Here is a 23,300-nt window from a genome sequence, read left to right on the forward strand (position 1 = left end):
GTCAGACTGTAGTCGCCGGCACGGCCTCGGTGCGTGAGGCCTCGGCGACCGACGTGCGGCCGGCCGGGTAGAAGACCCCGATCACGGCGACGACGAGCATCGCGCCGGCCATCCCCCAGAACGCCCACTGCACCGCCCCGGCGTAGTCCGAGGCGACCGCGTGCATGATCTGGTCGCGGACGGCCGTGGGCAGCGTCGCGAGCGAGCCGCCGTCGCCCGAGGCTCCGCTGATCCGGTCGACCGCGCTCTGGGCGTCCGCCGCTGTCCCGCCGATCTTCTCGAACGAGGTGGTGAGCAGATCGGTGAGCCGGGAGGTGACGATCGTCGTGAAGACGGCCAGGCCGAGGGCGCCGCCGAAGTTCTTCATGGTCTGCGAGATCGCGGTCACCTCGCCGTAGCTGGCGCCGATCGCCCGGTTGACGGCGTCGGTCGAGACCGCGGAGAACATCAGGCCGATGCCGGCTCCGGCGACGAGGATCGGCCAGGTCTGCTGGTTGAAGAACGCCTCGGCGTCGAAGTTCAGGTCCGTCGCCTTCAGCGCCAGCCAGGCGAACCCGACGGCGCCGACCAGGCCGCCGACGAGGACCACGCCGCGCGCGCCGTCTTTGTCGAACCGCACCGAGCCGATGCGGCTGGCGACGACGAAGCCGATGAAGAACTTGAGGAAGAGGACGCCGGTGAGACCGGCCGAGAGCCCGAGGGACACCTGGCCGTAGACGCTGAGGAAGAAGAAGGTCGCGATGAAGGCCACCGACGAGAACAGGGTGGCGAGGGTGGAGAGCGTGAACCCGCGGTCGCGGAAGGCCGCCAGCTGCACGAGCGGCTGTGCCGTGCGGCGCTGGAGCAGCACGAACACCACGAGGAGCGCGACGCCGGCGACGAGCGAGCCGATCACGGCCGCGTTCGCCCAGCCCCACGGACTCGCCTGCTGCAGGCCGAAGACGATGAGCCCCATCCCGGCGGCGACGACCAGCGCCCCGAACCAGTCGATGCGCTCGCGACGCGACGCCGACGGGCGGGCCGCGATGGCGACGATGACGAACGCGGCGATCGCGATCGGCACGTTCACCCAGAAGATGGCGCGCCACGTCCACTGCGTCAGGTAGCCGCCGGCGATCGGCCCGAGGGCGGTCATCGCACCCGTGATGGCGAAGAAGATCGCCATGGCGCGGCCGCGGCTCTCGCGGGCGAAGCCCTCGACCACGATGCCGATCGCGGCGGGGAACATGATCGCGCCGCTGATGCCCTGGAGAGCGCGGGCGGCGACCAGCCACGGTTCCGCGAGGTCGCCGGTCGGTGCCAGGCCGCACAGCAGCGAAGTGACACCGAAGCCGGCGATGCCGATCAGGGCCATCCGCTTGTGGCCGACCACGTCGGCGATCCGGCCGCCGAGCAGGAAGAACGCCGCCGTGGTGAGCAGGTAGACGTTGACCGCCCACTGCATCCCGTCGTGGCTGAGCCCGAGGTTCTGCTGGATGGTGGGCGCGGAGAGGGCGACGATCGTCTGGTCGATCGTCGTCATCGAGACGGCGAGGATGAGGCCGGCGAGCGCCAGCCGCGACGAGGAGGAGGTCTTCATGCTCCCAGCCTCGCGATCGGCGGCCGCGCGCGGCACCGGCGCCCGGTGGTCACCCGTGTCCACCGATCGGTGGACACGGGCGACGGGCGCGGTCAGGACAGGGCGGCGACGAGCTCGTCGATGGTGACGACGGCGGCCTGCTGGTTGGGGTAGACCTTCTCGGTCAGGACCCGGTGGACGTCCGGGTCGCGGTCGAACGTGCCGTCGGAGAGCACGACGAGGCGGTAGTCCTTGTCCACAGCGTCGCGGGCGGTCGACAGCACGACACCGCTGGTGGAGATGCCCGCGAGGACGAGGGTGTCGATTCCCCGCGCCTGCAGCTGCTCGTGCAGGTCCGTCGTGCTGAAGGCGCCGTAGCGCGACTTGCGCACCACGATCTCCCCGTCGGCGGGTGCGATGCGCGGGTCGACCGACACGGCCGGGTGATCGGGGCCGATCTCGTGCACGCGTTCGGCGGCGGCGGCGAAGCGGGAGTGCGCCGGCACGTGCGCGGCGTCCTCCTCCGAGAGGGCCACACGAACGTAGCCGATGGTGGCGCCGGAGGCACGAGCCGCCTCCCGCGCGCGCCGCAGTTCGGCGAGGAAGGCGTCGGCGTCGGGGAGGGAGGCGAGGATGGAGGGCTGCAGGTCCATGAGGAGCAGCGCGGTACGGGACGGGTCCAGGGCGAGATCGTTCACATATATAAACTACCTCGTCTCGCTTGGAATCCGCGGAAGGCTTGCATCGCTTGGCTGCCTACTGTATACAGAATACAGACCATCACAGCAGAGACTCTCAAGGAACGAGGTACTCATGTCTCGCGTCGACTCAAAGGTGAGAAGGGCGCTGGCCATCACGGCGGCCGCCGCACTGGCCCTCAGCATGGCGGCGTGCTCCGGATCGGGCGGAGGCGGCACCAAGACCGTCGTCTGGTCCACCTGGGGCACCCCCGAGGAACTGACCAGGTACAAGGAATTCGACACCCAGTTCATGAAGCAGCACCCCGACATCAAGGTCGTGCTCCAGCCGGTCGCCGACTACGGCGACTACCACACGAAGCTCCTCGCGCAGCTGGCCTCCGGCACCGCCCCCGACGTGTTCTACATCGGCGACGACAAGATCGGCCAGTTCGTGAACTCCAAGGCGCTCATGCCACTGACGTCGCTCATGAACTCGTCGGCGAGCAAGACCAAGCCCGAGGACTTCGCGCAGGGCCTGTTCGGCGCCACGAAGAAGGGCGACGAGATCTACGCGGCGCCCAACGACTCCAACCCCGACGCCCTCTGGTACGACAAGGAGGCGCTGAAGAAGGCCGGCGTCACCGAGGACCCGGCGACGCTCGCCGCCGAGGGCAAGTGGACGACCGAGGCGTTCCTCGACATGAACGCCAAGCTCCACGACGCGGGCCTCACCGGCTCGATGTTCTGGAACTACTGGTCCACCCACTACAGCTGGATCTCCTCCCAGGGCGGCAAGGCGTTCGACGACTCCGGGAAGTTCGTCGCCAACACCGACCCGACCAGCGTGAAGGCGATGGACGTACTGGCCAAGAACTTCCAGGACGGCACCTTCGTCGTCGCCGACACCCTCCCGGAGGGCGCGGGCGCGGACAGCGTGTTCGTCACGCACAAGGCGGGCTTCTTCATCCAGGGCCGCTACACGATCGGCACGGTGAAGGCCGCGGGCGACCCCGAGAACTACGACGTGGCGCCCTGGCCGACCCCGAGCGGCAAGGCCGCGCCCACCGGCGTCGCGGTCAGCTACCTCGCCATCAACGCGAAGACCAAGAACACGGACGCCGCCTTCGAGTTCTGGACGAACTTCCTCTCGGCCCAGGGCCAGACCTTCCGGCTCAAGGGCGGCGGCAATGCCGTCCCGTCGATCTCGGGCGCCGACTCGGTGGTGCTGGACGGCTACCCCGCCCACGCCCAGACCCTGCTCGACATGCGCGACATCGGCTTCGAGGACAACGCCACCGAGGCGTCCGTCCCCGGCCTCTCGAGCGACATCAGCGACAAGATGCTCGCGCTCTACCAGGGCAAGGCCTCCACCAAGGAGACCCTCGACGAGGTCGCGAAGATGATCGCCGACAAGACCGGCGGCAAGTGAGGCATCGAGCGTGAGCGCAGTCAGGGAAGCACTGGTCGCCCCCGAGGCCGACACCCCTCCCGCGACGCCGGGCGGGCTCCGCAAGGAGTCCGCCTGGCGGCGTCGCGACCGCCGGTGGGGCTACGTGTTCGTCGGGCCCCAGCTGTTCGGGATGGCCCTCTTCGTCGTCGTGCCGTTCATCGCGAGCCTCGTGCTGGCGTTCGCGCAGTGGGACGGCCTCAACGACCTCAGCTGGGTCGGCTTCGACAACTTCCGCACCGAGCTGAGCGACCCGCTGTTCGGTCGTTCGATCGTCAACACCCTGCTCATCGCCCTCATCACCGTGCCGATCGGCCTCGCCCTGGCCGTGGTGCTGGCGGTCGCGCTGGAGAAGCTGAAGACACGCACGCTCTACCTCATCCTGTTCTTCGCGCCCGTCGTCACCTCGTCGGTCGCCGTCGCGATGATCTGGCAGCAGCTGTTCCGCAAGGACGGCGTGCTCAGCGGGTTCATCGCGAACGTGTTCCACATCGCCCCGCCGGACTGGCTCGGCGACCCGCACCTCGCGCTCATCGCCGTCTGCATCGTGACCATCTGGTCCTCCGTAGGCCTGAACGTGATCATCTTCCTGGCCGGTCTGCAGAACATCTCGCCGGCCGTGATCGAGGCGGCCCGGCTCGACGGCGCGGGCGCGATCACCCTGTTCTTCCGGGTGCGGCTGCCGCTGCTGTCGCCGATCATCTTCTTCTCGACGGTCATCGCGTTCATCAGCTCGCTGCAGACGTTCGACACCGTGTTCATCCTCACCGCGAACGCGGGACCGGACAACGCGACCCGCACGATCGTCTACCACATCTACGATCTGGGCTTCGGCAAGTTCCAGTTCGGCCCGGCCAGCGCCGCGTCGATCATCCTGCTGATCATCACCCTCGTGATCACGGGCATCCAGTTCGCCGCCCAGAAGAAGTTCGTCCACTACGAGGATGATGCCGCATGACCACCGCAACGGCCCCCGCCGAATCCCCCACCCGCATCGCGGACGCGCACCCGGGACGTGCGGCCTCCCGCACCCGCAAGGCGCTGCTGCACGTCGTCCTGCTGCTCGGCGGCCTCGCGATGGTGTTCCCGTTCCTCTGGATGCTGCTCACCTCGTTCAAGTCGCTGCCGCAGCTGCTGAACGACCCGCTGAGCGTCTGGCCGCAGCCGTTCACGCTGCAGAACTACGCGGACGCCTGGAACGACGTGCCGTTCGGGCAGGCGTACTGGAACACCATCTACATCGCCGTGCTCGTGGTGGCCGGCACGCTCGTCACCGCCGCGATGGCCGGGTACGCGTTCGCGCGCATCCCGTTCCGGGGCAGCAAGGTGCTGTTCGTGCTGTTCCTCGCGACGCAGATGATCCCGATGCAGGTCACCCTGATCCCCTTCTACTTCCTGATGGCGAAGCTGGGATGGGTGGACTCGCACCTCGCCCTGATCGTGCCTGCGGCGCTGGCCAACCCCTTCGCCGTGTTCCTCATGCGCCAGTTCGTGCTGTCGCTGCCGCGCGAGCTCGAGGAGGCCGCGCTCGTCGACGGCGCGGGTCGCTGGCGGATCTTCTGGAGCATCATCCTGCCGAACCTGAAGCCGGGACTCGGCGCGCTGGCGATCATCGTGGCGCTGAGCACCTGGAACAACTTCCTGCTTCCGCTCGTCATCCTGAACTCGCAGGATCTGTTCACCGTGCCGCTGCTGCTGCAGAGCTTCCGCGGGCAGTTCGGCTCCATCAACTACGGGTTGATCATGGCGGCCTCGGCCATCGCGACCATCCCGATGCTCATCGCGTTCGTGATCGGCCAGCGCCGGATCCTCAACTCGATGGCCGCGTCGGGGTTGGGCGGCCGATGAGCCGCGCCGCCGCGACCGCCGCTCGGGTCTCGCCGTTCCTCGACCTCGAGTCGGCGCCGTTCACCTTCCCGGGCTCGCGCATCCTGGTGCAGCGGGCCGGCGACGGGGTGACGGTGCGGCTGGCCGAGTACGAGCGTCGCCTCGACGATTGCGTGCTCGTGCGCACCGTGCGCGTGTTCGGGCCGGACGGAGGCGCGGCCGCGGTGAGCGCCGTGCACCCCGACCGCATCGAGTTCGGGGAGGCGGGCGTCACGCTGACCTTCGACGGCCCGGACGCCCTCAGCCTGGGCGGTGACGGCACGGTCGCCTGGTCGGCCGACCTCGACCTCGCCTTCGCGCCGGCCGTGCGGACGTCCTCCGCGGTGCGCATCGCCGTGGTTCCGGCCTCCGCCGAGCTCCGGCCGGGCGCGCGATTCACCGGGCAGGTCTCGGAGCATCCCGACGCCGACGGCCATCGACGGGCGCTCGACGAGACGGCACGCGTGTGGGATGCGTGGTTCGAGCGCACGCCCGTCGTGCGCGACGACCTGGCCGACATGACCGCCTTCTGCTGGTGGGTGCTCGGCGCCAACATCGTGTCGCTGCCCGGCCGCGGCGCACGCGCCGTGGTGCCGTCGAAGATCGGCTACGTCGGGCTGTGGCAGTGGGACGCCTATTTCATCGCCTCCGGCCTCCGCCACGGCGACCCCGAGCTCGCCCGCGAACAGCTGGAACTCGCCTTCGCCGTCCCGACGGCCGACGGGCAGCTGCCGGACGTCGTCCACGACGAAGGCGTGCTCGCCTCCAGCGACGACCTCCCGCCCGGCGACCGCGAGAACCTGCGCCGCGCCGGCTCCGCCATCGCCGACCCGTCGGCGCCCATCCCCCTGACCAAGCCGCCGCTCGCCGCCTGGGCGCTGCGTCGGCTGGAGGGGTTCGTCGACGACCCGGCCTGGTTCGACGCCGCTTGGGCGACGGTCGCGCGCAGCCAGGACTGGTGGTTCGCGCACTCCGACCTCGACGGTGACGGGATGCCCGAGTACGGCCACCCCTATTCCTCCGGCCTCGACGACAGCCCTGTCTTCGACGCCGAGCTCCCGGTGGCCTCCCCCGATCTCGCGGCCTACCTGATCCTGCAGGACGACCTGCTGGCGACGCGCGCGCGGGTCGTCGGCGACGCCGCCGGCGCCTCCCGCCATGCCGCCCGCTCGGCGCGGACCCTGGAGCTGCTGGAGGGCATGTGGGACGAGTCGGCCGGGTTCTTCCGGTCGGCGGGCGCGGGGATGCCTGTCGGCGCGGAGGCGGTCGTCTCCCTGCTGCCCCTGCTCACCGGCCGGCTTCCGGGCCGCTACGTCACCGGCATCCTCGCCGCGCTCGACGACCCCGACCGTTTCGCGACACCCTGGACCGTGCCCACCGTGGCGCGCCGCGATCCGTCATATTCCGATGAGCGCATGTGGCGCGGTCCGGTGTGGGTCAACGTCAATGCGCTGCTGGCCGACGGGCTCGCCGTGTCGGGGCAGGCCGAGCGTGCGCGTGACCTGATCGAGCAGACGCTGCGGCTCGTGATCCACGGCGGCGGCCCGCACGAGTACTTCAACCCGGCGACGGGTGAGAAGGCGCGCACGGCCACGACCGCGTTCGGGTGGTCGGCGGCGCTGTTCGTGGATCTCGCGGTGCAGGTGTCGCGGTAGAGCCCCGGCTGTGGCAGTCTCGGAACCTGACCACGATGGTCGGCTACGGAGCACGATGGTCGGCTATGGAGAAGGGGGACTCGATGGGCGTCGCATTCCCGGAAGGCGCGGTCTCGGTCACGACCGCGGACGGCGACATCGTGATCCTGCGCATCTGCGACCTGTGCGGTGCGGCCGTCGTCGACGCCGCCGACACCGACCTCGCGTTCCACAAGCGCTGGCACCGGGCCACGGGATCGGGCAACTGGGTGGACCCGGCGACCGGCCGCCTCCACGGGCCCGGCAACGCGTTCGTTCCGGGAGGGTCGGCGGACTGACGCGTCGGTCGTCAGCGAGCCGCTCCTCCGCGGTCAGGTGAGCACACGGCGCGCTGCTCGGCGCTGTGTCGACCGGCAGCGTGCACCAGGCCGATCCCGCCCGATCACGTCTCGAGGAACGCCGCGACCCGGTCGGGCCACGTGTCCGCGTCCGTCGCGTGCTCGGCGACCACCAGCTGCGAGGCGGGCAACAACTCGTGCAGCCGCTCAGCGGTCGAGAGCGGGTGCCCTGGGTCGCCAGTCCAGGGAAGCAGCAGCACCGGCATCCGCAGGGCAGCGATGGCGGACGGCTCCGGCAGATCCGAGAGAGCTGCGCCGCGCAGTACGGTCGCTGCCGTCTCCGGTCGCAGCTGGGTCTGCAGCGCCGCCCCGCGTTCCTCCAGGACCGGCGGCAGCGGCATCGGCGACGACGCCATCCACTCGGCCAGCGCGTCCCAGCCCCGCTCCTCGATCATGTCTGCCATCTGCCGGTACGCGGCGGCCTGAACGGAACGCGTCCCCCACGCGGTCGGTGGCAGCGCGAGCACCAGCCGGCGGAACCGTTCGGGATGGCGCACGGCGGCGGTGAGGATGGTGCCCGTCCCCATGGAGACGCCGACGGCATCCACCGGATCGTCCGCACCGACGGCGTCGAGCAGGGCGAGCAGGTCGTCGGCCAGCGCAGGCCAGCGGTAGCGCTCCGGGTCATCCGAACCCGGGGATCCACCGTGGCCGGCCGCATCGTAGCGGACCAGTCGGTGACCGACTGAGGCCAGACCGCGGACATCGAGGATCGCCAGGTCGGCGTCCCGGCCGGCAGTGAGACCGTGGGCCTGCACGACAGTGGGGCCGGTGCCGTCGACCTCGTAGGCGAGGGTGGCACCGGGTCGGGTGAGGGTCTGGTCGGACATGGCGGCCTCCCTGGTGTTCGGCATGCTGCGCCGGCAGCCGTGAGAGCGGTGCGATCGCCATGCTAACGGATGTCGAAGCGTCACCGATGAGTTGCCGCTACGCCAACCGCTCCCACTTGATCCCGGCATCGGCGAGCAGTCTGCGCATGCCGTTCGTCCAGTTCTCCGCCAGCGCCGCCTTGGCCGCGGGCACGTCACGCTCCATGAGGTGCCGAGCGATGATCGCGTGCTCGGCGGCGGAACGCTCTACGAGCACCTCTCCACCGACCAGCAGCGACTCGTAACGGTGGATGGCGCTGCGCACCTGGGAGATCTGCTCCAGGAGCTTGCGGTTGGGGCAGGCGCTCAGCATGAGGTTGTGCCATTCGTCGTCCTTGCGGTTGACGACCGCGTGCTGGGCGACGTCGTCCGAGAAGTCGGCGGCGAGGGAGCCGAGGCGGGTGCCGAGGGCGGCGAGCTCGTCGAGCGGCGAGAGGTCGAGGGCGAGGCCCTCCAGTGTGACGATGATGGGGCAGAGCTCTTCGAACTCGCGCGCGCTCAGCGGCACGAAACGGAAGCCCTTGCCGTTCTCGCTCTCGATCTGACCCTCGCTCTCGAGGGCGATCAGGGCCTCCCGCAGCGGCGTGCGGCTGACACCGAGCTCGGCGGCGAGCTGGACCTCGTTGATGCTCTCCCCCGGGCGGACGTCCCCCGCGCGCATGCGCGCGATGAGCTCCTCGCGCACCTGGGAACGCAGATTCTTGCGTTCGATCGCCATGTGACCCCTCCCGGCCGGACCCGTGGTCGCCAGCTTAGGGGTTGACCCGTGGTGGCGATCGCCTTAGCGTTGCTGTATACAGAATACAGTCGACACGGAATCGACACAAGACGCGAAGCACCAGAGGAGACCGATGACGATCCCCGCGCCCCGGAGCATCCGGCTCGACGCGCTCGCCTACGGCGGCGACTACAACCCCGACCAGTGGCCAGAAGAGGTCTGGGCCGAGGACGCGCGCCTCATGGTCGAGGCGGGCGTGAACCTCGTGACCCTGCCGGTTTTCTCCTGGCCGCTGCTGGAGCCGACGCCGGGCGTCTGGGACTTCGCCGGCCTCGACCGCGTGATCGATCTGCTCTGGGCGCACGGCATCCGCATCGACCTGGCGACCGCGACGGCGACGCCGCCGGCCTGGCTGGTGCGCGAGCATCCCGAGGTGCTGCCGTGGAACGCGGACGGCCTGCGGCTCGAGTTCGGCTCGCGCCAGTCGTACTGCCCGAGCTCGCCGGTGTTCCGGGAGGCCGCGCTGCGGCTGACCCGGGCGCTGGCGGAGCGCTACGGCGCGCATCCCGCGCTCGCGCTCTGGCACGTCTCGAACGAGTACGGCGACCACGTCTCGCGCTGCTGGTGCCCGGAGTCGGCCCGCCACTTCCGCCGCTGGCTGGAGGCGCGCTACGGAGACATCGCGGGCCTCAACGAGGCGTGGGGCACGAGCTGCTGGGGCCAGAACTACCTGAGCTTCGACCAGATCGAACCGCCCCGGACGGCGACCGGGCCGATCAACCCGGCCGAGATCGTCGACTTCGAGCGGTTCTCGTCGGACGCGCTGCTGGAGCTGTTCCAGGCGGAGGTCGACGTGCTGCGGGAGGTCACCCCCGAGATCGCGGTGACAACCAACTTCATGAGCCTGTTCCGCGAGCTGGACTACTGGCGGTTCGCCGACGCGGAGGACCTCGTCACCGACGACGCGTATCCCGACCCCGCCGACCCCCTCGCCCACGTCGGCGCCGCCCTCAACTACGGCCTGATGCGCAGCCTCAAGGACGGCCGCCCGTGGCTGCTGCTCGAGCAGGCCCCGAGCGCGGTCAGCTGGCGTGACGTGAACGTGCCGAAAGCGCCCGGGCAGATGCGGCTCGGCAGCCTGCAGGCCGTCGCCCACGGCTCCGACGGCGTCATGTTCTTCCAGTGGCGGCAGGCGAAGTTCGGGCCGGAGAAGTTCCACTCCGCGATGCTCGGCCACCGCGGCGAGCGCAGCCGCAGCTTCCGGGAGACGAAGGCGTTCGGCGCGGAACTGAAGTGGCTGGAGCCGGTGCGCGGAACGCGCGTCTGCTCCGAGGTGGCGCTCGTCGCCGACTGGGACGCGTGGTGGGGACTGACGCAGCGCGAGTCGATGCCGTCGCAGCGCCTCGACTGGCTCACGGAGGCGCGGGCCTGGCACGCGGCCTCCTTCGCGCTCGGCCAGCCGGTGGACGTCGCCCGTGCCGCCGGGCCGTTCGGCGAGCACCGCGTGCTCCTCGTACCCAACCTCTACGCGGCCACCGAGGAGCAGGCGACGGCCCTGGAGGCGTTCGTCGCGACGGGCGGCCAGCTGGTCGTCGGGCCGTTCTCGGGCGTCGTCGACCACCGCGAACAGGTGCAGGCGGGAGGGGCGCCCGGTCCACTGCGCGCCCTGCTCGGCGTCGAGGTCGACGAGTGGTGGCCGCTGCCGGACGGCGGGCACCGCACGGTCGAGGTCGACGGCGTCGTCCACTCCACCCGGGTCTGGGGCGAGTGGATCGAGACCGCCGCGGGTACGGAGGTGCTCGGCCGCTTCGCCGACGGCGACCTCGCCGGGCTGCCCGCGGTCACCCGCCGCGCCCACGGCGCCGGGGCCGCCTGGTACCTCGCGGCCGGACTGGACGACGAGGGGATGCGCGCCGTGCTCTCCTCCGTCTTCGCCGCCGCCGGGCTGGCGACCCGCGAACCGGACACCGCCCTCGAGATCGTCACCCGCACCGACGGGGAGACCGACTACACCTTCGTGCTCAACCACGGCCGGGACGCGCGCACCGCACCGCGCATCCCGGGTGGCACCGACCTGCTCACCGGCGCGGACGCCGGGGCGGGCCTGCCGCTCGACGCGTTCGGCGTCGCCGTGGTGGCGCATCCCGCGAACCGCCCTGCGACCAACTGAGAGGCAAGCATGACCCACCCCTTCGTCCATCCCTACGTGCCGAACACGGCGCCCGCGTCGCGGCAGGCGATGCTCGACGCCGTCGGTGCGGCGAGCGTCGAGGAGTTCTATGCGGACGTCCCGGCCGATCTGCGGCTCGGCCGCGACCTCGACCTCCCGGAGCCGCTGATCGCCGAACAGGACCTGGTGCGCCACGTCGGCGGGCTGCTGCGGCGCAACCGCGCGGTCGATCCGGGCCGCCTCTTCCTGGGCGCCGGCACGTACAACCACACGGTGCCGGCCGTCGTCGACGAGGTCATCAACCGCAGTGAGTTCCTCACCGCCTACGCCGGCGAGCCGTACGAGGACCACGGGCGATTCCAGGCGCTGTTCGAGTACCAGTCGCTGATGGCGGAGCTGCTGAACCTCGACGTGGTCAACGTGCCCACCTATGACGGTTACCAGTCGGCGGCGACCGCGCTCGCGATGGCGACCCGCATCACCGGCCGCCGCGGCATCCTGCTGGTCAGCGACGCGCACCCCGACAAGCTGAGCAAGGTGCGCGACTACGTGCAGCCGATCGCCGACCTGACGATCGTCCCGACCGTGGACGGCGTCGCCGACGTCGCCGCGGCCCGCGCGCTCATCGGTGACGACACCGCCGCCGTGTGGGTCGAGACCCCGAGCTTCCACGGCGCCCTCGAGACGGCGGTCGCCGAGCTCGCCGACGCCGCCCACGCCGCCGGCGCCCTGCTGGTGGCCGGGACCGACCCGGTCGGGCTGGGCGTGCTCGCCTCCCCCGCCGACGCCGGCGCCGACATCGTGCACGGCGACATCCAGTCGCTCGGCCTCCACCCCTGGTACGGCGGCGCGCACGCCGGGTTCATCGCCGTGCGCGACGACACCCGCTTCGTCATGGAGATGCCGTCGCGCCTCTTCGGCCTGGCGTCGACGGACGTCCCCGGCGAGTACGGCTTCGGTGACGTCGCCTACGACCGCACCTCGTTCGCGCTGCGCGAGGAGGGGAAGGAGTGGGTCGGCACTGCCGCCGCGCTCTGGGGCATCGCCGCCGGCGTGCACCTGGCGCTGATGGGGCCGCAGGGCATGGCCGAGCTGGGCGAGACGCTCCTCGCCCGCACGGCCTACGCCCGGCAGGCGCTCACCGCGCTCCCGAGAGTCCGCGACAGCGACGGTGCCGCGCACCTGCGCGAGTTCGTGCTCGACCTGAGCGGCGCCGCGCTGACGGCGCCGGAGGTCGTCGCCGCACTGCGCGCCGAGGGCTTCGAGCCCGGACTGGCGCTCGACGACGCACGCCTGCTGGTGTGCGTGACCGAGCAGAACACGCGCGCCGACATCGACGACCTCACGGCCGCGTTCGGGGCGGCGCTGACGGCGTCCGCCTCCACGACGAGCACCGCGTCCACGACGACCGCCGCATCCGCCACCACCGCGTCCGCCACCACCGCCGAGGAGCACACCGCATGAGCCTCCCCATCGCCCCCAAGCCCGCCCTGCGCCGCTTCCACCAGGCGCGCTGGGACGAGCCGATCGTCTTCGAACTGCACACCCCCGGCGAGCGCGGCGTCCTGCCCTCGCAGGCGGAGCCCGAGGTACGGGAGGCCGTGGGCGATATCGTCTCGACCCTCCCGGCCTCCCTGCGCCGCAGCGCACCGCCCGCCCTCCCCGAGATCGGCCAGATGCGCGTGCTCAAGCACTATCTGCGTCTCAGCCAGGAGAACCTCGGCGCCGACCTCAACGTCGACGTGGGCCAGGGCACCTGCACGATGAAGTACGCGCCCAAGGTCAACGAGACGATCATCCGCACCCCCGACCTGACCGACCTGCACCCCCTGCAGGACCAGGCGTCGGCGCAGGGCGTGCTCGAGATCGTCTGGCGCACCGAGCGGATGCTCGCCGAGATCTCGGGGATGAGCCGCGTCTCGCTGCAGACCAGCGGCGGCTCGGAGGCGATCTGGGCGAACATCTCGATGATCCGCGCCTACCACGCCTCCCGCGGCGAGGCCGAGCAGCGGGACGAGGTCATCACGACGATCTTCTCGCACCCCTCCAACGCGGCGGCGGCGAAGATGGCCGGCTACAAGGTGATCACGATCTTCCCCGACGCCGACGGCTACCCCGACGTGGAGGCCCTGCGCGCGGCGATCTCGCCCCGCACGGCCGCGATCATGGTCACCAACCCGGAGGACACGGGCATCTACAACCCGCGCATCCGCGAGTGGGTCGACCTGGCGCACTCGGTCGGCGCCCTCGCCTCCTACGATCAGGCGAACGCGAACGGCATCCTCGGCATCACGCGGGCACGCGACGCCGGGTTCGACGTGTGCCACTTCAACCTCCACAAGACGTTCGGCACCCCGCACGGCTGCGGCGGGCCGGGCTCCGGCGCGAATGCGGTGTCGGAGGCGCTCGTGCCGTTCCTGCCCGGCCCGGTGGTCGAGAAGGTCGGCGACCGGTACGTGCTCGACGGCGACCGGCCGCAGTCGATCGGGTCCGTCGCGCCGTTCTACGGCGTCATCCCGAACATCGTGCGCACCTACGCGTGGATCCGCGCGCTCGGCGCCCCCGGCCTGCGCGCCGTGGCCGAGACCGCCGTGCTCAACAACAACTACCTGATGAAGCGCATCCTGGAGATCCCGGGTGCGAGCGCGCCGTACGCCACCGGCCGCCGCCGCATCGAGCAGGTGCGCTACTCGTGGCAGGAGCTGTTCGAAGAGACCGGCATCAGCTCCGAGGAGATCGGCATCCGCGCCGCCGACTTCGGGATGCACTACTGGACCAGCCACCACCCGTACGTCGTGCCCCAGCCCTTCACGCTCGAACCGACCGAGTCGTACTCGATGGCCGAGCTCGACGAGTACGCGGCCGTGCTGGCCGAGGTGGCGCGGGAGGCCCGCGAGACCCCGGAGGTCGTGCGCACCGCCCCGCACAACCAGACCGTGCACCACACCCACCACGACGACCTCGACGACCCGGAGCGGTGGGCGGTCACCTGGCGGGCGTACCAGCGCAAGTACTTCGGCGCGGGGGACGCGAACGCTTCCGTCGACGCGGCGACCGACGAGGACGCCGCCGCGTGACCATCGGGCTCGTCGTGAACCCGATCGCGGGGATCGGCGGGCCCGCGGGTCTGGCCGGAAGCGACGGCGTGGACGTACAGCGGGAGGCGCTGCGCCGTGGTGGACGCCCGCGGGCGTCCGTGCGGGCGCAGGAGGCGCTGGCCGTGCTCGCGGCGGCGCATCCCGGCGCCGAGGTGCTCACGGCCGCGGGGGCGATGGGCGAGGACGCGGTGCGTGCCGCGGGCCTGACCCCTCGAATCGTGTACGCGGGCACCGCTCGTGCGGCGAAGGGCACGTCGTTGCGGCCATTCGGCGCGGATGACGACCACGAGGCGCCCTTCGGCGGCGGCACGGGCTCCGTGACGTCCGGGGAGGACACCGCGCGTGCCGCGGCGGCCCTCGGCGCCGCCGGTGCGACCCTCGTGCTCTTCGCGGGCGGCGACGGCACGGCCCGGGATGTGGCGCGCGGCCTCCCCTCGGGCGCCCCCATGCTCGGCATCCCCGCCGGCGTCAAGATGTACTCCGGGTGCTTCGCGGTCGGGCCGGCTGCGGCCGGGGCGCTGGCCGCGTCCTGGACCGACCACCCCCTCCCCACCGCGGAGGCCGAGGTGCTCGACCTCGACGAGGAGACGCTGCGCGCGGGGCGGTCTGACCCGCGCCTGTTCGCCCTCGTCCCCATCCCCGTCGCGCCCGGCCGCACGCAGGCACGCAAAGCCTCGACGCCCGCGAGCGAGCGGGAGTCGGTGCACCGCGCCGCGGTGGGCGCGGTCGCCCGGATGGAGCCCGGCGTGCGCTACCTGCTCGGCCCGGGCGGCACCACCGTCGAGGTCGGCCGCGTGCTCGGCCTCGACACCACCCCGCTCGGCGTCGACGTCATCGAGGACGGCCGACTGCTCGCCCGCGACGTCACCGCCGACCAGGCCCTCGCCGCGATCGCCGGGCACCCCGCCCAGGCGGTCGTCACCGTGATCGGCGGCCAGGGCTTCGTGCTCGGCCGCGGCAACCAGCAGCTCTCGCCCTGCGTGGTCGCGGCGCTCGGGCCGCATCCCCTGCTCGTGGTCGCCACGGAGCAGAAACTCATCGACCTCGCCGGCCGGCCCCTGCTGGTCGACACCGGCGACCCCGCGCTCGACGCGCGGCTGGCCGGCCACCTCACGGTGGTCACCGGGCCCGCCGCGGCGAGCATCTACCCTGTCAGTGCCGCCACCGCGGCCCCCATCGAAGGAGATCCCGAATGCGTCTAGCCGGCAAGTCCGCCATCGTCACCGGAGGAGCGGGCGGCATCGGCCGTGCCACCTCCCTCGCCTTCGCCGCGGAGGGCGCCCGCGTCGCGGTCGTCGACCTGCAGCAGGAGGCCGCCGAGGCCGTCGCCGCCGAGATCCGTGCGGCCGGAGGCGAGGCGGTCGCGATCGCGGCCGACGTCTCCGCCGAAGCCGACGTGGAGCGCGCGGTCGCCACCGCGGTCGAGGCCTTCGGCGGCCTGGACATCGCGTTCAACAACGCGGGCATCATCCGCCGCACCACCGCGATCGACACGACCGTCGAGGAGTGGGACCGCGTCTTCGGCATCAACGTGCGCGGCATCTTCCTCATGTGCAAGCACGTGGTGCCGGTCATGGCCGCGGCCGGGAAGGGCTCCATCATCAACACGGGCAGCGGCTGGGGCCTCAAGGGCGGCGGCCAGGCGATCTCCTACTGCGCGTCGAAGGGCGCCGTGGTCAACATGACCCGCGCCCTCGCGATCGACCACGGCCCCCAGGGCATCCGCGTCAACTCGGTCAACCCGGGCGACGTCAACACGGGGATGCTGCGCGACGAGGCCCGCCAGCTCGGCCAGGAGGCGGGCGCCTTCCTCGCAGAGGCCGCCGACCGGCCGCTGCGCCGCATGGGCGAGCCGACCGAGATCGCGGCCGCCGTGGTGTGGCTCGCCAGCGACGAGTCGTCGTACGTCACCGGCTCCGCCCTCGTGGTCGACGGAGGAGGCATCGCCTAACTGACGCTGAAACGTCACGACACGCCCTTTTCCGCCCTGAGACGGCGCGGAAAAGGGCGTGTCGCGTCGTTTCACGGGCGCGGGAGGGGCGGGGCTGTGGATAACCCGCGGGCGACACGTGCCGGGAATCCGAATTCGGCGAGCGGCAGACCCGCGACGCCGCCCGTGCAACCGAGCTCCGGAGGCGTCAGAGGCCGAGCGACTTCTTGATGAGCGCCTCGGGGTCGTCGGTTCCGGCGGCCTGCTCGGTGGCCTCCTGGTTGGCCTCGGTGACGGCCTTGACCACCTCGTCGCGCTGGATGCGGATGCCCCGGGGGGCGTCGATCCCGATGCGGATGCCGTCGCCGCGCGCGTCGAGGATCGTCACGACGATGTCGTCGCCGATGAGCACTCGCTCGCCCGGCTTGCGCGTCAGTACCAGCATTGTTTCAGCCTAGCCGGGGCCGGACTCCGAGGGGTGAGTTGTTGCGGGTATCCCCGCAGGAATACCCGCAACGACTCACCACTCGCGCACCGGAGGGAGCGGGTCAGGCGGGGGGAGCGTCGAGCCAGAGGACGGGGCGGCCGAGGCCGGCGAGGCCGTGCGGGCCGGCGGTGCGGCGGGCTCCGGTGGCGGCGACGCCGTCGACGGCGAGGACCGCGTCCACCTCTCCGACCCAGCGGCGGGTGTCCTCCAGGCGGCGGGAGACGTCGACGGCGACCCAGACCTGGTCGGGAGCGATGGCGGCGAGGTCCGCGGCGAGCGCGGGCACCCCGTCCACCGCGTCGAGCTCGACGGGGGCGACGATCGCACAGCCGCGACGCACACCGTCGGCGCGGGCGGCCAGCGCGTCGCGACGATCGGCGACCGGGTGCACGTCGGCCTCCACCCCCTCGGCGAGGATGCGGGCGGCCTCGCGCGCATCGGCGCCCAGTCCGATGACCACGGTCAGGTCGCCCTTGCCCTCCAGACGCGCAGGCGGCGGCCCGGCGGGCACCGGCTCGACCGGAACGGCGGCGCGCAGGGCAGCGTCGAGAGCGGCGGCCTCGGCGGCGGTCGGAGCGGAGGGATGTGCTCCGCCTCCGGCGGCCCCGGCCCCCGGCGTGGGCGCGACGGGCGGCAGGGGCGGATCGAGCGTCCGCACGAGGTCGTCGAGGATGGCCTGGAACGCGTGCGAGGACGTCGAGACGGCGGGCGTGACGTCGTCCGACTCGGGCCCGAGCCACTCAGGCCGCGATCGACTCGGCACCTCTCACCACCCCGACGGTCTCGATGTCCGCCCGCACGGCCGTGACCTCCTGGTACGACAGCACCGCGAGCCCGCTCAGCTGCCCGGCGACCAGCCGCCGGATGGCCGGCCGCAGGGCGGGCGCGCACACCAGCACGGCCGAGACGCCGAGGTCGTCCAGCTGGCCGGCGGTCTGCTTGACCGAGGCCATCACGGCCTCCAGACGCGACGGGTCGAGGACGATCTGCGTCCCGGCCTCCGAGGGCCGCAGACCTTCCAGCATCGACTGCTCCAGACCCGGGTCGATCATGATGACGCGCAGCACGTCGCCGTCCAGATGCGGGGCGACGACCGCGGGCCCGAGGGCCGCCCGCGCCGCCTCGATCAGACCCTCGGGGTCGTTGGAGACCTTCGCCCGCAGCGCGAGCACCTCCAGGATGCGCGGGAGGTCGTTGATCGGCACCTGCTCCGCCAGCAGCCCCTGCAGCACGCGCTGCACTTCGGCGAGGGACAGGAGGGCCGGCACGAGCTCCTCCACCGCCGACGGGTTCACCTGCTTGACGCCCTCGGTGAGCTGACGCACGTCCTCCCGGGTGAGCAGTCGCCCGGCGTTCGCGGTGATGATGGACGACAGGTGCGTGATCAGCACGGAGACCCGGTCGATCACCGTGGCGCCGCCGAGCTCGGCGCTGTGCCGCATCTCGCTCGGGATCCACTTGGCCGGCAGGCCGAAGACGGGTTCCACGGTCGGCGTTCCGGGCAGCGAGTCGAGTGCGTCGCCGAGCGCGAGCACGCGGCCGGAGGGCGCCTGCCCGCGACCGGCCTCCACCCCGGCGATCTTGATGACGTAGGTGGACGGCGGCAGCTCGGCCGAGTCGCGCGTGCGCACCGGCGGCACGATCACGCCCAGCTCCAGCGCGATCTTGCGCCGCAGAGCACGCACGCGGGCGAGCAGGTCGTCCGAGGCGCCGCTGACGATGTCGACGAGGTCGGGTGCGAGCGTGATCTCCAGGGCGTGGACCCGCATCTGGTCCATCAGATCGTCGGTGGTCTCCCCCGCCCCGGTGGCGGCGGCGACCGCCTTCTTCGCGGCCTCCACCTTCTTCTGCTCGGCCTGGCGGGTCTTGATGCGCTGGGCGGCCAGGATGAGGAACGCCCCGACCAGCACGAACGGGATGGGCGGCATGCCCGGGATGAGCGCCATGACGATCGCCGCGCATCCCGCGATGGTCAGGGCGTTGCGCGACTGGCTCAGCTGTCCGCTCGCGGTGGTGCCGATATCGCTCTCGGCGTTCGAGCGGGTCACGATCATGCCGGTCGAGACGGCCATGAGCAGCGCCGGGATCTGGGTGACGAGGCCGTCGCCGATGGTCAGCAGCGTGTAGGTGTTGACGGCGTCGCCGATCTCCATGCCGCGCTGGATCATGCCGATCGCGATGCCGCCGACCACGTTGATGATGATGATCAGGATGCCGGCGATCGCGTCGCCCTTGACGAACTTGCTCGCACCGTCCATCGCGCCGTAGAAGTCGGCCTCGGCCGAGACCTCGGCACGGCGCTGACGGGCCTGCTCCTCGGTGATGAGCCCGGCGTTGAGATCGGCGTCGATCGCCATCTGCTTACCCGGCATCGCGTCGAGGGTGAAGCGGGCGCCCACCTCGGCGACGCGCTCGGCGCCCTTCGTCACCACGATGAACTGGATGACCACGAGGATGAGGAACACGACCGCGCCGATGATGATCGACCCGCCGACCGCCACGTGCCCGAAGGCTTGGATGACCTGCCCGGCGAAGCCGTCCCCCAGCACGAGCCGGGTCGAGGCGACGTTGAGGCCGAGCCGGAACAGCGTCGCCACGAGCAGCAGCGACGGGAACACGGAGAAGTCCAGCGGCTTCTTGGCGAACATCGTCGTCAGCAGGATGACCAGCGCGAGCATGATGTTCACGATGATCAGGGTGTCCAGCAGCCAGGCGGGCACGGGGACCACCAGCAGCATGATGATGCCGACGACGCCGATCGGGACGGCGACCTTCGCTCCCAGTCCGTTGCGCGACTTCATGTGAGCCCTCCTAGTGGGGTGGGGGTCATCGTGTGGATGCCGGTGGCCGCACCGCGCGATTTCAGCGACAGGACGAACGCGAGCACGCGCGCCACCGAGTTGTACAGCTCGACCGGGATCTCGTCGCCCAGCGCGCAGCCGGCGTGCAGCGCCCGGGCGAGCGGGATGTCCTTGACGATGGGCACCCGCTCCTCCTCCGCCTTCTCGCGGATGCGCTGGGCGATGACGCCCGACCCCTTCGCGACGACGCGCGGGGCCGACTTGCCCGGCTCGTACTTCAGGGCGATCGCGATGTGGGTCGGGTTCACGAGCACGACGTCGGAGCCGCCGATGGCCGAAATCATCCGGTTGCGACTCATCGCGAGCTGCCGGGCCCGCCGCTGCGAGCGGATCAGCGGGTCGCCGTCGGAGTTCTTGTTCTCATCCCTGACCTCGCGCTTGGTCATGCGCGTCTGCTTGCGGTTGCGGCGCATCACCACGAGCACGTCGAGCGCCGCGAGCACGAGGCCCGCCCCGATGGCGGCCTGCAGCAGGCCGCCCGCGCCCGCCGCTGCGGCCTCCAGGAGGGAGGAGAGCGAGAGGCTTCCGGCCATCAGCAGCACCGGCATCAGCCCCTGCACGACGAGGTAGAGGCCGATGCCGACGACGGCCGACTTGAGCAGCGTCTTCGCCCCCTCCCACAGCGCGCGCATCCCGAACACCCGGCCGACGCCCTTGATGATGTCGAACTGCTCGTACTTGCCCTCGAGCTTCTTGAGGTGCACCCCGCCCTGGGCCGCCGCCGCGCCGATGATCGCGATGGCGCCCACGGCGAGCAGCGCGCCGATCGTCGGCAGGATGCTGGCCAGCCCCGCGCCGAGGGCGGCGACCGCCTTCGCCGGGTCGGGGGACTCGATCACCGAGCGCACCGTGAACATCTGATCGACAGCGGCGTTCGTGCCGAGCTGGATGGTGAAGGGCAGCATGAGGGCGGCCGCGCCGACGCCGATCCATGCTGTGAGATCCTGCGACTTGCCGAGGCGTCCCTTCTCGCGGGCTTCCTTCATCCGCTTCTCGGTCGCCTGCTCGGTGCGTTCCTGGGCGTCGCTCACCGCGTCACCCCCAGGATGGTCTTGACCGCCGAATCGGTGAGCCCGGAGACCACGCCGGGGAGCGCGACGACCACGATCCCCGCGAGCACGACCGTCAACATGATCTTGAGCGGGAAGCCGAGGGCGAACGCGTTGAGGGCCGGAGCGACCCTGGTCAGGAGGCCGAGGCCGACATCGGCGAGGAACAGCACCACGATCAGCGGCCCGGCGATCTGGATCGCGGCGATGAACATCTGCGTGAGCCCGGTGACCATCTCCTTCGCCGGGTCGGTCAGGTCGAAGCCGCCCGCGAGCGGGATGGCGTCGAACGTGCGCACCAGACCGCCGATGATCAGCTGGTATCCGCCGGTGGCGAAGAGGAGGGCCAGCGCGGTCAGCTGGAACAGCCGGGTGAACTGCGCGCCGTTGATCATCGACTGGGGGTCGAACGCCTGGGCCAGCTGGAACCCGCCGAACAGGTCGATGAAGCTGCCGGCCGACTGGATCGCCGAGAACACCAGGAAGACCAGGAAACCGAGCGTCGCCCCCACCGCCAGCTCGCGCACCATGTCGAGCAGGAACGCCCCGGTGTCACCCGACTGGTAACCCGCCCCGACCCGCGGCGCGACCGCGATCGCCAGTCCGATCGCCAGCATCCCCTTCACCTGCGCCGGGAAGCCGTTGTACGAGAACGGCGGGGCGATCACCAGGAACGCCACCATGCGCAACGAGGCCAGCGCCACCGCCTCGATCGTCGCCAGATCGATCGGGATGTACATCAGCCACCGCCGAGCAGGGACGGGATCTTCTCGAAGAGCACGTGGGTGAAGCTGATCAGCTCCGCGATCATCCACTGGCCGCAGATCAGCAGGGCGATGCCGACGGCCGCCGCCTTGGGCACGAACGAGAGCGTGACCTCCTGGATCTGCGTGATCGACTGGATCAGCGAGATCGCGAAGCCCACGACGAGGGCCGTCACCACGATGGGCGCGGCGAGCTTCGCCGTGACCAGGAGGCCCTGCATGGCGATGTCGAGCACGGCGTTGGCGTTCATCAGCCGCCCCGATAGCTCGTGATCAGGCTCGTGACGATGAGGCCCCACCCGTCGACGAGCACGAACAGCAGGATCTTGAACGGCAGCGAGATCATCACCGGCGGGAGCATCATCATGCCCATCGACATCAGTGCCGCGGAGACCACCATGTCGATCACGAGGAACGGCACGAAGATCACGAAGCCGATGATGAACGCCGCCCGCAACTCGGAGATCATGAACGCGGGGATGAGGGTCAGCAACGGCACCGAGGCCGCGTTCTCCGGGTTGGGCCGGCCCGCCGCGCGGGTCATCAGCGCGATGTCCTCTTCACGGGTGTGCGCCGCCATGAAGCCGCGTAGCGGCACCTCCGCCGCGTGGAGGGCGCCGGTGAAGTCGATGTGCCCGTTCAGGTAGGGCTGCACGGCGAGGTTGTTGATGTCGACCAGCACCGGGCTCATGATGAACAGGCTGAGGAACAGGGACAGCCCGGCGAGCACCTGGTTCGGCGGGATCGACGGCAGGGCGAGGGCGTTGCGGGTGATCGCCAGGACCACGAAGATCTTCGTGAACGACGACATCATCAGCAGCAGCGCCGGAGCGACCGACAGGACGGTGATGCCGAGCAGCGTCAGGATCGCGGCACTCGGAGTGCCGTTCGGACCGTTGATGTCGACGGTGATCCCGCCGGTTCCGCCCGGACCGGCGGGGCCGTTCGGCGTCGGCACCGGGGTCGGCTCGGCGTGGGCGGTCGCGGCGGTGAGCAGCAGGAACGCGGCCGCGATCAGGGCGACGAGGACGATGGCGACCAGGAGGCGCGGGAGGCGCGACGGCGTTCGGATCGCCTCACCGGGCACGGGACGCGGGCGCAGGGCGCGCGCGTCGGAGGCGGCCGTCACTTCTTGGGCCGCACCGCCGAACTCGCCTGCCGCCATGTTGCCGGGGACAGGATCGAGCCTTTGAGTGCCTCGTCGAAGAGCGAGGCGCGTCCCTGCGCCGTGAGGAAGTCGGCATCCTGCCTGGTGTCCGTGCTGCTGGTGGTGCTGGTACTGCTGTTGGAGCTGGAGTTGCTGGTGGAGCCGGTGCTGCTGTTGCTGCCGGCGCTGGTCGTGGCCGCAGCGGTCTCCTGCGCGATCTCGCCCGGGGCGGGGAGGTCCTTGGCGAACGTCTTGCGCACCGCCTTGAGCGGGCGGACGTCCGCGTCGTGCGGTCGCTCCCCCGTGTGCAGCACGCTGACCTGTCGCTCGGTGACGCCGAGGACGAACCGGTTGCCGTCCACGTCCACCACGACGACGGAGGCCTTCGGCCCGACGCCCTGACGGCCCACCACGTTCACGGCGTTGGTCCGCCGAGCGGCACCGCGGCCCTTCGTCACTCGCCGCTGCACGTACCAGAGCACCAGCACGATGACGGCCAGCACGACGAGCACGCGCAATGCGATGAACACGGTCTCCACGGCCTACTCCTGCGCGTCGTTCGACAGGGAGGGGCGGCGGAGGGTCACGCAGCGCACTATCGGCCGCCCTCCCCCACCCGTTAGG

22 protein-coding genes are annotated in these 23,300 nt (G+C 71.2%); 10 read left to right on the plus strand and 12 right to left on the minus strand.

The genetic code is table 11. The features are described 5' to 3' along the window. Window position 1: 1 nt before the first annotated feature. Complete coding sequence (locus tag U870_RS0113585; RefSeq protein WP_029947604.1) at window positions 2-1,579, minus strand: MFS transporter; 1,578 nt, start codon at window positions 1,577-1,579, stop codon at window positions 2-4. Between the two features lie 92 nt (window positions 1,580-1,671). Continuing rightward, window positions 1,672-2,256: a cysteine hydrolase family protein gene (locus U870_RS0113590; protein ID WP_025157933.1), complete on the minus strand. Its 585-nt coding sequence runs from the start codon at window positions 2,254-2,256 to the stop codon at window positions 1,672-1,674. 115 nt (window positions 2,257-2,371) lie between these two features. Between U870_RS0113590 and U870_RS0113595 the strand changes: the two genes are divergently transcribed. The 5 genes from U870_RS0113595 to U870_RS0113615 all read left to right on the plus strand — a co-directional run bounded on the left by U870_RS0113595 (window position 2,372) and on the right by U870_RS0113615 (window position 7,523). Beyond that, window positions 2,372-3,667, plus strand: coding sequence for an ABC transporter substrate-binding protein (locus tag U870_RS0113595; RefSeq protein WP_025157934.1), 1,296 nt, complete (start codon window positions 2,372-2,374; stop codon window positions 3,665-3,667). Between the two features lie 10 nt (window positions 3,668-3,677). Next, the gene (locus tag U870_RS0113600; protein WP_025157935.1) at window positions 3,678-4,643 is read left to right on the plus strand and encodes a carbohydrate ABC transporter permease; all 966 of its coding nucleotides are present in this window, start codon (window positions 3,678-3,680) and stop codon (window positions 4,641-4,643) included. After that, a complete protein-coding gene (locus U870_RS0113605; protein WP_025157936.1) occupies window positions 4,640-5,533 on the plus strand; it encodes a carbohydrate ABC transporter permease in 894 nt (297 codons plus the stop codon). Before U870_RS0113600 ends, U870_RS0113605 begins: the two co-directional genes overlap by 4 nt. Further along, complete coding sequence (locus U870_RS0113610; protein WP_025157937.1) at window positions 5,530-7,206, plus strand: amylo-alpha-1,6-glucosidase; 1,677 nt, start codon at window positions 5,530-5,532, stop codon at window positions 7,204-7,206. The genes U870_RS0113605 and U870_RS0113610 overlap by 4 nt, the downstream gene beginning before the upstream one ends. Before the next feature lie 83 nt (window positions 7,207-7,289). Beyond that, window positions 7,290-7,523, plus strand: coding sequence for a hypothetical protein (locus U870_RS0113615; protein ID WP_029947608.1), 234 nt, complete (start codon window positions 7,290-7,292; stop codon window positions 7,521-7,523). 104 nt (window positions 7,524-7,627) lie between these two features. Here U870_RS0113615 and U870_RS0113620 read toward each other — a convergent pair whose 3' ends face one another. Further along, on the minus strand, window positions 7,628-8,413 hold the full coding sequence (locus tag U870_RS0113620) for an alpha/beta fold hydrolase (RefSeq protein WP_025157939.1): 786 nt from the start codon (window positions 8,411-8,413) through the stop codon (window positions 7,628-7,630). A gap of 97 nt (window positions 8,414-8,510) precedes the next feature. Beyond that, window positions 8,511-9,170: a GntR family transcriptional regulator gene (locus tag U870_RS0113625; protein ID WP_025157940.1), complete on the minus strand. Its 660-nt coding sequence runs from the start codon at window positions 9,168-9,170 to the stop codon at window positions 8,511-8,513. A gap of 133 nt (window positions 9,171-9,303) precedes the next feature. Here U870_RS0113625 and U870_RS0113630 point away from each other — a divergent pair, with 133 nt between their 5' ends. The 5 genes from U870_RS0113630 to U870_RS0113650 are packed head-to-tail and all read left to right on the plus strand — an operon-like array spanning window position 9,304 to window position 16,389. Continuing rightward, on the plus strand, window positions 9,304-11,340 hold the full coding sequence (locus U870_RS0113630; RefSeq protein ID WP_029947609.1) for a beta-galactosidase: 2,037 nt from the start codon (window positions 9,304-9,306) through the stop codon (window positions 11,338-11,340). Window positions 11,341-11,349: 9 nt separating this feature from the next. Further along, complete coding sequence (gene gcvPA / locus U870_RS0113635; protein ID WP_025157942.1) at window positions 11,350-12,804, plus strand: aminomethyl-transferring glycine dehydrogenase subunit GcvPA; 1,455 nt, start codon at window positions 11,350-11,352, stop codon at window positions 12,802-12,804. Next, window positions 12,801-14,417 (plus strand): aminomethyl-transferring glycine dehydrogenase subunit GcvPB, encoded by a 1,617-nt coding sequence (gcvPB, locus tag U870_RS0113640; RefSeq protein WP_052357712.1) that lies wholly within the window; start codon window positions 12,801-12,803, stop codon window positions 14,415-14,417. Before gcvPA ends, gcvPB begins: the two co-directional genes overlap by 4 nt. Then, window positions 14,414-15,640: an ATP-NAD kinase family protein gene (locus U870_RS0113645; RefSeq protein ID WP_025157944.1), complete on the plus strand. Its 1,227-nt coding sequence runs from the start codon at window positions 14,414-14,416 to the stop codon at window positions 15,638-15,640. The genes gcvPB and U870_RS0113645 overlap by 4 nt, the downstream gene beginning before the upstream one ends. After that, window positions 15,631-16,389 (plus strand): SDR family NAD(P)-dependent oxidoreductase, encoded by a 759-nt coding sequence (locus tag U870_RS0113650; RefSeq protein ID WP_025157945.1) that lies wholly within the window; start codon window positions 15,631-15,633, stop codon window positions 16,387-16,389. The genes U870_RS0113645 and U870_RS0113650 overlap by 10 nt, the downstream gene beginning before the upstream one ends. 187 nt (window positions 16,390-16,576) lie before the next feature. On the opposite strand, the gene U870_RS0113655 is transcribed toward U870_RS0113650, so the two are convergent. The 8 genes from U870_RS0113655 to fliO form a co-directional block, all read right to left on the minus strand. After that, the gene (locus tag U870_RS0113655) at window positions 16,577-16,813 is read right to left on the minus strand and encodes a carbon storage regulator (protein WP_025157946.1); all 237 of its coding nucleotides are present in this window, start codon (window positions 16,811-16,813) and stop codon (window positions 16,577-16,579) included. A gap of 103 nt (window positions 16,814-16,916) precedes the next feature. Further along, window positions 16,917-17,618 carry a hypothetical protein gene (locus U870_RS0113660; protein ID WP_025157947.1) on the minus strand — a complete coding sequence of 234 codons (702 nt, stop codon included), beginning with the start codon at window positions 17,616-17,618 and terminating at the stop codon, window positions 16,917-16,919. Continuing rightward, window positions 17,596-19,656 (minus strand): flagellar biosynthesis protein FlhA, encoded by a 2,061-nt coding sequence (locus U870_RS0113665; RefSeq protein WP_025157948.1) that lies wholly within the window; start codon window positions 19,654-19,656, stop codon window positions 17,596-17,598. The genes U870_RS0113660 and U870_RS0113665 overlap by 23 nt, the downstream gene beginning before the upstream one ends. After that, the gene (locus tag U870_RS0113670) at window positions 19,653-20,747 is read right to left on the minus strand and encodes an EscU/YscU/HrcU family type III secretion system export apparatus switch protein (RefSeq protein WP_025157949.1); all 1,095 of its coding nucleotides are present in this window, start codon (window positions 20,745-20,747) and stop codon (window positions 19,653-19,655) included. The genes U870_RS0113665 and U870_RS0113670 overlap by 4 nt, the downstream gene beginning before the upstream one ends. After that, entirely contained in the window at window positions 20,744-21,505 is a 762-nt protein-coding gene (locus tag U870_RS0113675) for a flagellar biosynthetic protein FliR (protein WP_025157950.1), read from the minus strand. The genes U870_RS0113670 and U870_RS0113675 overlap by 4 nt, the downstream gene beginning before the upstream one ends. Continuing rightward, window positions 21,505-21,780 (minus strand): flagellar biosynthetic protein FliQ, encoded by a 276-nt coding sequence (locus tag U870_RS0113680; RefSeq protein WP_025157951.1) that lies wholly within the window; start codon window positions 21,778-21,780, stop codon window positions 21,505-21,507. Before U870_RS0113680 ends, U870_RS0113675 begins: the two co-directional genes overlap by 1 nt. Next, complete coding sequence (gene fliP, locus U870_RS0113685) at window positions 21,780-22,694, minus strand: flagellar type III secretion system pore protein FliP (protein WP_025157952.1); 915 nt, start codon at window positions 22,692-22,694, stop codon at window positions 21,780-21,782. Before fliP ends, U870_RS0113680 begins: the two co-directional genes overlap by 1 nt. Continuing rightward, on the minus strand, window positions 22,655-23,215 hold the full coding sequence (fliO, locus tag U870_RS0113690) for a flagellar biosynthetic protein FliO (protein WP_025157953.1): 561 nt from the start codon (window positions 23,213-23,215) through the stop codon (window positions 22,655-22,657). Before fliO ends, fliP begins: the two co-directional genes overlap by 40 nt. Window positions 23,216-23,300: the final 85 nt, after the last annotated feature.

The sequence above is a fragment of the Leifsonia aquatica H1aii genome (assembly GCF_000633535.1).
GTDB lineage: Bacteria > Actinomycetota > Actinomycetes > Actinomycetales > Microbacteriaceae > Leifsonia > Leifsonia aquatica_A.

What these genes read in the sequence shown, in the direction of transcription:
- U870_RS0113680 (WP_025157951.1), bottom strand. Translation starts at nt 21,780, where the DNA reads ATGAACGCCAACGCCGTGCTCGACATCGCCATGCAGGGCCTCCTGGTC.
- U870_RS0113605 (WP_025157936.1), top strand. Translation starts at nt 4,640, where the DNA reads ATGACCACCGCAACGGCCCCCGCCGAATCCCCCACCCGCATCGCGGAC.
- fliP (WP_025157952.1), bottom strand. Translation starts at nt 22,694, where the DNA reads ATGGCGGCAGGCGAGTTCGGCGGTGCGGCCCAAGAAGTGACGGCCGCC.
- U870_RS0113615 (WP_029947608.1), top strand. Translation starts at nt 7,290, where the DNA reads ATGGGCGTCGCATTCCCGGAAGGCGCGGTCTCGGTCACGACCGCGGAC.
- U870_RS0113630 (WP_029947609.1), top strand. Translation starts at nt 9,304, where the DNA reads ATGACGATCCCCGCGCCCCGGAGCATCCGGCTCGACGCGCTCGCCTAC.
- U870_RS0113655 (WP_025157946.1), bottom strand. Translation starts at nt 16,813, where the DNA reads ATGCTGGTACTGACGCGCAAGCCGGGCGAGCGAGTGCTCATCGGCGAC.
- U870_RS0113585 (WP_029947604.1), bottom strand. Translation starts at nt 1,579, where the DNA reads ATGAAGACCTCCTCCTCGTCGCGGCTGGCGCTCGCCGGCCTCATCCTC.
- U870_RS0113620 (WP_025157939.1), bottom strand. Translation starts at nt 8,413, where the DNA reads ATGTCCGACCAGACCCTCACCCGACCCGGTGCCACCCTCGCCTACGAG.
- U870_RS0113675 (WP_025157950.1), bottom strand. Translation starts at nt 21,505, where the DNA reads ATGTACATCCCGATCGATCTGGCGACGATCGAGGCGGTGGCGCTGGCC.
- U870_RS0113665 (WP_025157948.1), bottom strand. Translation starts at nt 19,656, where the DNA reads ATGAAGTCGCGCAACGGACTGGGAGCGAAGGTCGCCGTCCCGATCGGC.
- gcvPA (WP_025157942.1), top strand. Translation starts at nt 11,350, where the DNA reads ATGACCCACCCCTTCGTCCATCCCTACGTGCCGAACACGGCGCCCGCG.
- U870_RS0113610 (WP_025157937.1), top strand. Translation starts at nt 5,530, where the DNA reads ATGAGCCGCGCCGCCGCGACCGCCGCTCGGGTCTCGCCGTTCCTCGAC.
- gcvPB (WP_052357712.1), top strand. Translation starts at nt 12,801, where the DNA reads ATGAGCCTCCCCATCGCCCCCAAGCCCGCCCTGCGCCGCTTCCACCAG.
- U870_RS0113650 (WP_025157945.1), top strand. Translation starts at nt 15,631, where the DNA reads ATGCGTCTAGCCGGCAAGTCCGCCATCGTCACCGGAGGAGCGGGCGGC.
- U870_RS0113625 (WP_025157940.1), bottom strand. Translation starts at nt 9,170, where the DNA reads ATGGCGATCGAACGCAAGAATCTGCGTTCCCAGGTGCGCGAGGAGCTC.
- U870_RS0113595 (WP_025157934.1), top strand. Translation starts at nt 2,372, where the DNA reads ATGTCTCGCGTCGACTCAAAGGTGAGAAGGGCGCTGGCCATCACGGCG.